The organism is Bradyrhizobium sp. USDA 3397 (assembly GCF_054060965.1).
On sequence record NZ_JBSSDS010000001.1, the window covers coordinates 798,340 to 807,429 of the forward strand.

Genomic DNA, 9,090 nt, shown 5'->3' on the forward strand with positions numbered 1-9,090 from the left:
TTGATATGTCGCCGCGTTGCTTGCCGGCGAAGAGTCTTCTCGAAGTTGTGTCGAAGAAGAGTCTTGTTGCAGAAGAGACTTGTTGCAGAAGACACTCGTCGAAGAAGGGTCCCGCCGGGTCGACGGTGTGAGCGTGCGCGCTTTCATCGATCGTTAGGAGTTGCTCTCCGCGCATTCTTGCGACTCCGATTCGTTCTTCGCGAACGAAACGGAGTCGAAGCTGGAACAAAGCCGGGCGTTCTTGCGCCGCTCTCGCCGCGAAGGTGCCGGATGCGTCTGGCTAACGATAGCTTATGCGGATGCCGATAACCCTATTCGGTTAGGTTAAAAGCCCAATCGCGTTGCGCTTGCTGCGCCTTGGGGTAGGTGTTCGGCAACGACAAGCAAGAAACGCCTTTGCCAAAAACGATTTGCGCAAGCAGCAATTTGCCATGATGCCTTTTTCAGCTCCGTCCTTTTTCCAAGGCGACCGGCACACCTACCGGCGCGTCGCGGTCGTCGGCACGCTGTTCTGTATTGCTTTCGTTGTGATCAGCTTCTCGCTGCGGCCGCAGGCCGAGGACACGCGCGTTGCGGTCAAGGCCGACCGTTTGGTGCGTACGGCAGGTCAAGCCGCGCGCGCCAACTAACGCTCGTCGCCGCAACGGCGGTCATCGGCCCGCGCCTGCGGGCATCCGGCGCCGCGCGAGGCGAGCGCCACGAAGCCGGCATAGCCGGACAGGTTGAGCAAGACTTCGAGCCAGGCGGGCATATCTCTTTCTCTCCGCTCAGCAGGGAACGGACTCAACGTCCGCGCGCATTCCTGGTTCCATACTCCCGCGAAGAAACTCAGAGCCGGGTGGACGGGTCGAGCCGGCGGCCGAGGGTCACGACGGATTCGCTCGACGGCTGCTCCTTGAGGAACTCGGCGATGGCCTGCGCCAGCTCGCGGTCGCTCATCGGCGTCGGCGGCGGGCGCAGCGTGCCGACACCGAAGCTGCGGACGATCTCGTCGTAATGTTCATCCTCGGATTTGGGAACCAATTTGCGGATACGGGCCAGCAAAGCGGATAAGGGCAAACTCTCCTCCATGATTGTTGTCCCCGCTGGCAACCGTCATGGTCTGCTGCCATCTGCTCCCGTGAAACTGAAAACCCCGCCAGCACCGCGGAGATGCTGACGGGGTCTTCGTGCTGTCGCCTCGACCCGGATGGCGGAGGCTCCCGCACTTGAGACGCTAACCCTCGTCTCGCCGTTTCGTTCCCGCTTCATCGACATTTCTTGCCTGCGGGCTGGTTCCATCCATGCGCAACCATCGCAGGCGCTCGCCGTTGTCTCCGCGACACGCGAAGGAGGACAAGCATGAAGAAGACACTGGCAGTTCTGGCCACCATCGCGGCGGTCGGTGTGACCGCGGTCGCGGCGCCCGCGCCGGCTGAGGCGCGCGGCCGCGGCGGCATCGGCCCGGGCCTGGCGTTCGGCCTCGCCGCCGGCGCGATCACCGCGGGCGCAGTCGCGGCTTCCCAGCCCTATGGCTATTACGGTCCCCGCTACCGCTATTACGACGGTCCCGCCTATTACGGACCGGGTCCGTACGCCTATTACGGCGGGCCGTACTACCGTCACCACCACTACCGTTATTGGTAGTCGGCGAATAGCGAAAAGCCCGGAGCGGTGCTCCGGGCTTTTTTCGTTCGCATGTCGTCATTCGTATGTCGTTGCGCCTGCCGGCGCGATGATGCCTACGGCCAGAGCGAGGGCCGCTCGACCTTGCGGGCATTCTCCAGCGTCGCCACGAAGTATTCCTCGCGCTCGCGCTTGAACTTTTCCTGTGTGGCACGGAAGGCGGCGACACGGGCGGCGATTTCTTCGCGTTCGCGCTCTTTGCGCTGTTCGTCTTCGGTCATGTCAAATCCCCTCGACACCTGAGTATGTGCACATCCGAACTCAAGCACTGCCGCCGCAATCACGTTGAGTCGCGTCAACACATCCATTGGCACTTCCGAATGGGGCGTCAATGGGGAGGAGGCATTGCAGGATTGTGATATGCGAAGGTCGGAAGAAATTGCCGAGTGCATTGCATTGGCGCTTGATAAGAGCGTCAACGATCTTGTCGCTTGCGTATGTTGCTGTCAGGCCAAACTATCGGGGAGGCGCGATTGATCGCATCGGATCTGCAGAGCGGTATCGAACGGCTCGGCGACATGATCGCCGAGGCCAGGACCATCGTGCCGTTCACCGGTGCCGGCATCTCGACCGAATGCGGCATTCCCGACTTCCGCTCGCCGGGTGGAATTTGGACGCGTAACCGTCCGATCCCGTTCGACGAGTTCGTCGCGAGCCAGTCAGCGCGGGACGAATCCTGGCGCCGCCGCTTTGCGATGGAGGAGGTCTTCGCCGCAGCGAAACCCGGCCGCGGCCATCGGGCGCTGGCATCGCTCTACCGCGCCGGCAAGGTTCCCGCCGTCATCACCCAGAACATCGACAATCTGCACCAGGCCTCGGGATTCGCGCCGGAGCACGTGATTGAACTTCACGGAAATACCACTTATGCGCGCTGCATCGGCTGCGGGCAGGACTATCCGCTGGACTGGGTGAAGCGCCGTTTCGACGGCGATGGCATCGCGCCCAACTGCACCGCCTGCGACGCGCCGGTGAAGACCGCCACGATTTCCTTCGGGCAAATGATGCCGGACGAGGAGATGCAGCGCGCGACAGCGCTGTCGCAGGCCTGCGATCTCTTCATCGCGATCGGTTCCTCGCTGGTGGTCTGGCCGGCGGCCGGCTTTCCGATGATGGCCAAGCGCGCCGGTGCACGTCTCGTGATCATCAATCGCGAGCCGACCGAGCAGGACGACATCGCCGACCTCGTCATCCACCACGACATCGGCGAGACGCTCGGGCCCTTTGTCGGCAATTGAGGCATCAATTTGATTCGCGGCTGTGCAAGCTGTTCATAGGTTCCGGCGAATCTCTTTTTTGTCTATGCGTCTCAACCGGGAGTGTTATCTTTTGAGTCGAAAGATTCGCGTCGCGTCGAATTGAGAACATTCTCTTAAGACGCGTGATTCGAGCGCCGCCAATGTGGCGGGTTGCATGGCAGTGTGGGGTCCGGGGTTATGGGGTCGTCGGACGGATTTGAGTCCAAGAAGCTTGGAGTTCCCGGACAGGGCACCTCGCCAGGGCGATTGACGCCGGGCGAGCATGGCGGAGCCGGCCGCGACAATGCGCTCAATCCCTTCACCGGATTGGGCGAAGCCAGCGCCAATCTCGTCGAGGTCACCGGCGTCATCAAATGGTTCGACGCCTCCAAAGGTTACGGCTTCATCGTTCCCGACAACGGCTGGCCGGACGTGCTCCTGCACGTTACCGTGCTTAGGCGCGACGGCTTCCAGACCGCTTATGAGGGCGCCCGCATCGTCGTCGAGTGCATCCAGCGCGCCAAGGGCTACCAGGCCTTCCGCGTTGTCTCGATGGACGAGTCGACCGCGATCCACCCGGCGCAGATGCTGCCGCCGCGCACCCATGTCACGGTCACCCCGACCAGCGGGCTGGAACGGGCCCAGGTCAAATGGTTCAACCGGCTGCGCGGATTCGGCTTCCTGACCTGCGGCGAGGGCACGCCCGACATCTTCGTGCACATGGAGACGCTACGCCGCTTCGGCATGACTGAGCTGAGACCGGGTCAGTATGTGCTGGTCCGCTTCGGGCCCGGCTCCAAGGGCATGATGGCGGCCGAGATCCATCCCGAGACCGGATCGCCGGGATTGCAGTCGCACTAAGGCTATGAATTCCAGCAATTGTGAGCAGAGGCGCGCCGCAAGTCCGGCGCGCCTCTTCCTTTTCCGGCGGTCGCCGCGTAAGGACTGACTGAAGTCCCACGCCATGAGAGCCCCCATGACTTCTGATCGAAAGGACGCCTGGTCCGCTCTGAAGGGCTGGCTTGCCGCCATCCTCGTCATCGCCGGCTGGGCCGTCGCCGGCGCGCCGGCCGGCGCCGCCAGCTTCCAGCCGCTCGAGATCGTCACCAAGAACGGCGTGCAGGTGTTCTCGGTCGAGATGGCAACGACCCCGGAGGAGAAGGAGACCGGCCTGATGTACCGCAAGGAATTGGCCGACGGCAAAGGCATGCTGTTCGACTTCAATCCCGAGCAGGAAATCTCGATGTGGATGAAGAACACTTATGTGTCGCTCGACATGATCTTCATCCGCGCCGATGGCCGCATCCTGCGCATTGCGGAGAATACCGAGCCGTTGTCGACGAAGATCATCTCCTCCCGGGGACCCGCCCGGGCCGTGCTGGAGGTGGTGGCGGGGACGGCGCAGAAGTACGGCATCCGCCCCGGTGATCGCGTCGGCCACCCCCTGTTCGGCGGCAAATAGGACGGGCAGGGGCGATTGCGGCCCAGGCCGGCGGCTTTGGAAAGCTTGCTGGCGCTCCGGGAAGCGTGTATCGACGGGGCTCGCCGGACATTCGGGGTATAGCGCAGCCTGGTAGCGCGGCAGTTTTGGGTACTGCAGGTCGTTGGTTCGAATCCAGCTGCCCCGACCATTCCCCGGGCGGCGCTGGCCTAGAGGTCAGCATCGAACCGGCATGGCCTGGCATCCACGCGTCCGGCCTTCGCTTCGCCTGGAAATCAGCAAAGCCTCATCGAACCTTCGTCCGTCGCGATAGACAAATCCGTGTTGGGGATTTCAGCGCCTAATGTCTAAACGGACGCCGCCAAGCGATGAATATTCCGCTTGTGCGGCGTTGCGTTTTGCCCGGCGCGCTCGTCAGTTCGAGGCGTACCAGCCGGGCGGAAATGGCACGTACGGCCAGGCCATCTGATTGTCGTTGGCGGCTTGCGGCGGCCGTTGCGAGGCCGTGCTCATGATTGGCGCGGGCGGGATCACGCGCAACGCGAGGCGCAGACGCGCACATTGCAATTTCATCATTGTCGTCCCCCCAGCAACCTACTTGCTTCCAAACGTCCGATCGTCTGCAAAGTTCAGTCTTAAAATCACCCTGCGCCGAAACGGCGCGCTCATCCTCAAATCACGGGCATTCTAGAAAAACCGGCGCAAGCTTTCAACCAAACGCGCCGCTCCATCCCAAGAAGTAAGGTTGATCGGCAAGGTTAAGGGCGAGCGGCTGTTGCGGCCGTTTGGCTGGCTGCTATCAGGTCGGTCCCGGCTCGCGATGGGCTGTCCACTCTGTGCCACCACAGATGACTGTTCGTCGCGGCGCGCGGATCAGCCTAAGTTCTGCGCCAGCGAGTTCTGCCATGGCTATTGACCGCAACATCGGGGCCATCGGTCCGCAGTCAAACTGGACCGAGATCTGGCACCTCTGGACGGTGATCGTGCCGCGCCGCTCCATCAACGGGCAGTTCGTGCTCGGCAAGGTCTGGCGTCGCCACGACGGCCGCGACTGGATCTACAAGAAGTTCACCGAGTTCGACGGCGAAGAGGCGGCTTAACTGCCGCCTCTCTCAGGCCGCCTTCGCTTCCGCAGCCGGCTTGGCCGGCGGCGGCTTCAGCGGCTTGTCCTGCTTCTTCGACCACGAGATGTAATAAGCCACGGTCGTCATGATCGCGATGCCGGCGACACTGACGAAGATCTGCGCGAGCAGCGACCCCGAGCTCATCGACAGCTCGAAATGACCGACGAAGGACAGGAACACGCCGACGCAGAACACGGCGAGCGACTGCTGGCCGCAGACGATCAAGGGGTCGAACACCTTCCACTCCAGCCCGGGCCACTCCTTCGGCACGAAGCGGATCACCAGGATCACGATCACCACGAAGTGGAGGAAGCGATACGGCGCGAGGTTGGTCTTGTCATTGGGGTTGAAGGCCGAGAACAGCCATTCCGGGAACATGCCGCCGAAGGTGGGGAAACGGCCGGCCATGGTCATGACCAGCGCGAACAGGAGATAAGCGAGGCAGACCCACAGCGTAACAGGCGAGTTGATCAGCGCCATCGAGCGCCGCGCACCGCCCATGGAGCACCAGGCGCCGAACACGAACAGCACCTGCCAGCAATAGGGGTTGAAGTACCACTGGCCGGCCGGATAGGCGGTCAGGTTCCAGCCGTTATGGCGCGCGACGAGCCACAGCACGATCGACAGGATCATCGTCAAATCGGGCTTGCGCAGCATGAACCAGAGCACGGGCGGAAACAGGCCCATCAGCACGATGTAGAGCGGCAACACGTCGAGGTTGAGCGGCTTGAAGCGCAGGAACAGGCCCTGGCGCAGCGTCTCGGTGGCGTTGTCGACGAGGCCGGCGACGTTGAACTCGTTGATCATCTCGGAATCGCCGAAGCGCAGCGCGAGATAGCTAATCGAGGCGATGTAGATCACGAACAGGATGATGTGAGCGACATAGAGCTGCCAGACCCGCTTGGTCAGCCGGGTGGCACCGACGATGAAGCCGCGGTCCAGCATCATCCGCGCATAGACGAAGGAGGCGGTGTAGCCGGAGATGAAGACGAACAGGTCGGCCGCGTCGGAAAAGCCGTAGTTGCGGGTCGTGATCCAGTTCACGACATTGTCGGGGATATGGTCGAGAAAGATCGCCCAGTTCGCGACACCGCGAAACAGGTCGAGCCGGAGGTCGCGACCCTTGTCGGGAAGCGTGGCGCTGACGTTCAGGAAGGCCATGCGTCGGGAGCTTTCAGAGAGGACAGAAGCGCGGAGATCGATGAAAACCGGGCCGCCAAAAGGGGTCCCAGGATGAGACGCGGGTACGCAATTGTCACGGTGCAGCATAATGACTATACCGTTGGCGAGGGTTGCCGGGGCCGGAATCAGGATCAGTTCCCAACCGGCTTCTCTATACTATCCCCGAGATTTCCACCAACTGCCACCGTGACGCATCGAAATCGAACGGAAAGATCAAGAGGCCCGGACCAGTCATGACCGCACGCATTTTCAAGCCCGCCAAAAACGCGATGCAATCCGGCCGGTCCAAGACCAGGGAATGGCAGCTCGATTACGAGCCGGAGCAGCCGCGCTCGGTCGAGCCGCTGATGGGCTGGACGTCGTCGGCCGACATGAAGCAGCAAATTACGCTGCGCTTCCACAGCAAGGAAGAGGCGATCGCCTATTGCGAGCGCAAGGGCATCGCCTATCAGGTGATCGAGCCCAAGGAGTCGATCCGCCGGCCGGTCGCCTATGCCGACAATTTCTCGTTCCGCCGCGGCGAGCCCTGGACGCATTGAGGGGCCATTCTCACCCGAAGCATCGAAAGTGCCGTCATGCCCGGGCTTGTCCCGCCTGCGCGGCCGAAGCCGCTTCGGCGAGGCGAAGGCCCGGGCATCCACGTTTTTGGCGGTAGACGAAGAACGTGGATGGCCGGGACGAGCCCGGCCATGACGAAGGGAGCGGCTGGTCGCCCGCGCCTGAGAACCCTTGGCACCAATTCCGCCCCGTGCTTCGCTGCCCGCATGACACGACCAGGACGAGGTGGGGGATGGCGGGGCGTGACCAGCTCGACGGCGTCGATCTGAAAATCCTATCCGAGCTGCAGCAGGACGGGCGGGTTCGCAACAACGAGCTGGCGCTGCGGGTCGGCGTGTCCGCGCCGAACTGCCTGCGGCGGCTGAAATCGCTGTTCAGCCGCGGCGTGATCCGGGCGGTGCGCGCCGTGATCGACGAGCGGCTGCTCGGCTATGAGGTGGTGTCGTTCGTGTCGATCCAGCTCGGCAGTCAGGCCCAGCCGGTGCTGGAGGCGTTCGAGAGCTCGATCGCCGCGATCCCGCGCATCCAGCAATGCTGGCGGATTTCCGGCGACACCGACTATCTGCTCAAATGCGTGGCCCCGAGTGTCGAGAGCATGCGCCAGCAGCTCCTGCACTTCGCCGCGATGCCCAATGTGAAGAACGTCCGCAGCTTCCCCGTGCTCGGCGTCGCCAAGGACGTACCGCTGCCGTTGCACGAGGTCGCGGCGGCATAGCCGGTAGGGCTGCGAATATCCCAGCGGAAACCGATCTGAACTTCAGCGAAGCGCCTCAGCGATACCGCCCCCGAAACTCGCGCGGGGAGGTGCCGGTCCAGGTTCGAAAGGCCCGCGAAAAGCTCTTCTCGTTGCGGAAGCCGGCGATTTCGGCGATGCGCTTGATCGGCGTGCGGCCGCGCATCAGCTCCTGTTTGGCGAGCTCGAATTTCGCCTCCTCCTTGAGATCGCGCAGCGAGGTGGACTCCTCGCGCAGGCGGCGATGCATCGTGCGGGTGGAAAGCGCGAGCTCGCGCGCGACGTCCTCGGCGCCGAGGACCCGTCCGCGCGCTTCTCGCAGCACGCGGCGGACGCGCTCGACCAGCAGGCGGTCGCGCCGGTAGGGCAGCACGGTGAGCCGGAGCGCGCCCTTGAGCATGTTGTCGAGATCGGCTGCGCTGCGCGTCAGCGGCAGCGAAAGATAGTGCTTGTCGAAGACGATGGCCGCGCGGTCCGCGTCAAAGCGGAGGCTCCGGCAAAAGATGGTCGGATAGACCGAGACGTGGCCGGGCTCGGAGTAAGGAAACTCAGCCGCGCGGAGCGCGATCTGGGAGTCGACAGCCCAGCATGAGAAGCCGAGCACGTAGCGGAACAGTGTGACGAGGCAGAACTCGCGGAACGGCCCGAGGTCACGGAGCTGACGGATCGACACGACGGCGGTCTCTTCGCCGACCTCGAGATCGAGCAGCACATCCTCCGTGACCAGGCGGTGATGCCGGCACCAGCGCTTGAGCGCGACCTCCAGCGTCGGTGCGGTGATCGAGGCCCGGCACAGCATGCCGTAGGTGCCCCATGGCAGCCGGCGCGAGAACCAGCCAAGCGCCTCGTCATCGAGCTCGCGCATGGCATGGCCCGCCAGCGCCTCGAACTGGGCCGCGGTCACACGCCCATCAGGAGAATTCACAAGCTCCGGCGCGACCTGACCCCGGCTCAAGGCCTCGGCGGGATCGCGGCCGTAATGCTCGTACGCGGCCACCACGCCGCGGACGAAGGCGGCGGGCGTGACGGCGCGGCGCGGAATCGCGGTGGCGGCTTGAAAAGGCATCGGAATTCCTTTCGGAAATCCTCGCCAAGTTTGGCGGAAAATGCAACCTTTTCGACTGCAAGAGGGCCGGGACCGGGCTAGGTTCG

General features: G+C 63.3%; 14 protein-coding genes and 1 tRNA gene. 9 read left to right on the top strand and 6 right to left on the bottom strand.

Translation table 11 applies throughout. The annotated features are described in order from the left end of the window. The first annotated feature begins 431 nt into the window (after positions 1–431). Positions 432–629 (top strand): hypothetical protein, encoded by a 198-nt coding sequence (locus ACVWYQ_RS03870; RefSeq protein WP_333920065.1) that lies wholly within the window; start codon positions 432–434, stop codon positions 627–629. Here ACVWYQ_RS03870 and ACVWYQ_RS03875 read toward each other — a convergent pair. Together ACVWYQ_RS03875 and ACVWYQ_RS03880 are read right to left on the bottom strand one after the other, a co-directional pair. Continuing rightward, on the bottom strand, positions 626–751 hold the full coding sequence (locus ACVWYQ_RS03875; protein ID WP_057029130.1) for a hypothetical protein: 126 nt from the start codon (positions 749–751) through the stop codon (positions 626–628). The genes ACVWYQ_RS03870 and ACVWYQ_RS03875 overlap by 4 nt on opposite strands. A 77-nt stretch (positions 752–828) precedes the next feature. Continuing rightward, positions 829–1,071: a hypothetical protein gene (locus ACVWYQ_RS03880; RefSeq protein ID WP_404541232.1), complete on the bottom strand. Its 243-nt coding sequence runs from the start codon at positions 1,069–1,071 to the stop codon at positions 829–831. A 270-nt stretch (positions 1,072–1,341) separates the two neighbouring features. Between ACVWYQ_RS03880 and ACVWYQ_RS03885 the strand changes: the two genes are divergently transcribed. Continuing rightward, on the top strand, positions 1,342–1,626 hold the full coding sequence (locus ACVWYQ_RS03885; RefSeq protein ID WP_157284232.1) for a hypothetical protein: 285 nt from the start codon (positions 1,342–1,344) through the stop codon (positions 1,624–1,626). A 95-nt stretch (positions 1,627–1,721) separates the two neighbouring features. Here ACVWYQ_RS03885 and ACVWYQ_RS03890 read toward each other — a convergent pair whose 3' ends face one another. Continuing rightward, the gene (locus tag ACVWYQ_RS03890) at positions 1,722–1,973 is read right to left on the bottom strand and encodes a hypothetical protein (RefSeq protein WP_271540429.1); all 252 of its coding nucleotides are present in this window, start codon (positions 1,971–1,973) and stop codon (positions 1,722–1,724) included. 165 nt (positions 1,974–2,138) lie between these two features. Here ACVWYQ_RS03890 and ACVWYQ_RS03895 point away from each other — a divergent pair, with 165 nt between their 5' ends. The 4 genes from ACVWYQ_RS03895 (at position 2,139) to ACVWYQ_RS03910 (ending at position 4,531) form a co-directional block, all read left to right on the top strand. Further along, entirely contained in the window at positions 2,139–2,900 is a 762-nt protein-coding gene (locus ACVWYQ_RS03895) for an SIR2 family NAD-dependent protein deacylase (RefSeq protein ID WP_456725441.1), read from the top strand. A gap of 198 nt (positions 2,901–3,098) precedes the next feature. Next, complete coding sequence (locus ACVWYQ_RS03900; protein ID WP_157284234.1) at positions 3,099–3,761, top strand: cold-shock protein; 663 nt, start codon at positions 3,099–3,101, stop codon at positions 3,759–3,761. Between the two features lie 115 nt (positions 3,762–3,876). Further along, positions 3,877–4,362 (top strand): DUF192 domain-containing protein, encoded by a 486-nt coding sequence (locus tag ACVWYQ_RS03905; RefSeq protein ID WP_271540426.1) that lies wholly within the window; start codon positions 3,877–3,879, stop codon positions 4,360–4,362. 92 nt (positions 4,363–4,454) lie between these two features. Further along, positions 4,455–4,531 (top strand) — tRNA-Pro (locus tag ACVWYQ_RS03910). Positions 4,532–4,755: 224 nt separating this feature from the next. Here ACVWYQ_RS03910 and ACVWYQ_RS03915 read toward each other — a convergent pair. After that, positions 4,756–4,917 (bottom strand): hypothetical protein, encoded by a 162-nt coding sequence (locus ACVWYQ_RS03915; protein ID WP_456725442.1) that lies wholly within the window; start codon positions 4,915–4,917, stop codon positions 4,756–4,758. A gap of 329 nt (positions 4,918–5,246) precedes the next feature. Here ACVWYQ_RS03915 and ACVWYQ_RS03920 point away from each other — a divergent pair, with 329 nt between their 5' ends. Next, a complete protein-coding gene (locus ACVWYQ_RS03920; RefSeq protein ID WP_456725443.1) occupies positions 5,247–5,441 on the top strand; it encodes a hypothetical protein in 195 nt (64 codons plus the stop codon). A gap of 12 nt (positions 5,442–5,453) precedes the next feature. On the opposite strand, the gene ACVWYQ_RS03925 is transcribed toward ACVWYQ_RS03920, so the two are convergent. Beyond that, positions 5,454–6,626 carry an OpgC domain-containing protein gene (locus ACVWYQ_RS03925; RefSeq protein WP_456725444.1) on the bottom strand — a complete coding sequence of 391 codons (1,173 nt, stop codon included), beginning with the start codon at positions 6,624–6,626 and terminating at the stop codon, positions 5,454–5,456. Between the two features lie 254 nt (positions 6,627–6,880). On the opposite strand from ACVWYQ_RS03925, the gene ACVWYQ_RS03930 reads away from it, so the two are divergent. Together ACVWYQ_RS03930 and ACVWYQ_RS03935 are read left to right on the top strand one after the other, a co-directional pair. Next, positions 6,881–7,186 carry an ETC complex I subunit gene (locus ACVWYQ_RS03930; RefSeq protein WP_024337795.1) on the top strand — a complete coding sequence of 102 codons (306 nt, stop codon included), beginning with the start codon at positions 6,881–6,883 and terminating at the stop codon, positions 7,184–7,186. 251 nt (positions 7,187–7,437) lie between these two features. Beyond that, entirely contained in the window at positions 7,438–7,920 is a 483-nt protein-coding gene (locus ACVWYQ_RS03935) for an Lrp/AsnC family transcriptional regulator (RefSeq protein WP_404541226.1), read from the top strand. 55 nt (positions 7,921–7,975) lie between these two features. On the opposite strand, the gene ACVWYQ_RS03940 is transcribed toward ACVWYQ_RS03935, so the two are convergent. Continuing rightward, complete coding sequence (locus tag ACVWYQ_RS03940) at positions 7,976–9,004, bottom strand: AraC family transcriptional regulator (RefSeq protein ID WP_456725445.1); 1,029 nt, start codon at positions 9,002–9,004, stop codon at positions 7,976–7,978. Between the last annotated feature and the right edge of the window lie 86 nt (positions 9,005–9,090).

What these genes read in the sequence shown, in the direction of transcription:
- ACVWYQ_RS03930 (WP_024337795.1), top strand. Translation starts at nt 6,881, where the DNA reads ATGACCGCACGCATTTTCAAGCCCGCCAAAAACGCGATGCAATCCGGC.
- ACVWYQ_RS03915 (WP_456725442.1), bottom strand. Translation starts at nt 4,917, where the DNA reads ATGATGAAATTGCAATGTGCGCGTCTGCGCCTCGCGTTGCGCGTGATC.
- ACVWYQ_RS03905 (WP_271540426.1), top strand. Translation starts at nt 3,877, where the DNA reads ATGACTTCTGATCGAAAGGACGCCTGGTCCGCTCTGAAGGGCTGGCTT.
- ACVWYQ_RS03920 (WP_456725443.1), top strand. Translation starts at nt 5,247, where the DNA reads ATGGCTATTGACCGCAACATCGGGGCCATCGGTCCGCAGTCAAACTGG.
- ACVWYQ_RS03875 (WP_057029130.1), bottom strand. Translation starts at nt 751, where the DNA reads ATGCCCGCCTGGCTCGAAGTCTTGCTCAACCTGTCCGGCTATGCCGGC.
- ACVWYQ_RS03890 (WP_271540429.1), bottom strand. Translation starts at nt 1,973, where the DNA reads ATGGATGTGTTGACGCGACTCAACGTGATTGCGGCGGCAGTGCTTGAG.
- ACVWYQ_RS03900 (WP_157284234.1), top strand. Translation starts at nt 3,099, where the DNA reads ATGGGGTCGTCGGACGGATTTGAGTCCAAGAAGCTTGGAGTTCCCGGA.
- ACVWYQ_RS03870 (WP_333920065.1), top strand. Translation starts at nt 432, where the DNA reads ATGATGCCTTTTTCAGCTCCGTCCTTTTTCCAAGGCGACCGGCACACC.
- ACVWYQ_RS03925 (WP_456725444.1), bottom strand. Translation starts at nt 6,626, where the DNA reads ATGGCCTTCCTGAACGTCAGCGCCACGCTTCCCGACAAGGGTCGCGAC.
- ACVWYQ_RS03940 (WP_456725445.1), bottom strand. Translation starts at nt 9,004, where the DNA reads ATGCCTTTTCAAGCCGCCACCGCGATTCCGCGCCGCGCCGTCACGCCC.
- ACVWYQ_RS03885 (WP_157284232.1), top strand. Translation starts at nt 1,342, where the DNA reads ATGAAGAAGACACTGGCAGTTCTGGCCACCATCGCGGCGGTCGGTGTG.
- ACVWYQ_RS03880 (WP_404541232.1), bottom strand. Translation starts at nt 1,071, where the DNA reads ATGGAGGAGAGTTTGCCCTTATCCGCTTTGCTGGCCCGTATCCGCAAA.
- ACVWYQ_RS03935 (WP_404541226.1), top strand. Translation starts at nt 7,438, where the DNA reads ATGGCGGGGCGTGACCAGCTCGACGGCGTCGATCTGAAAATCCTATCC.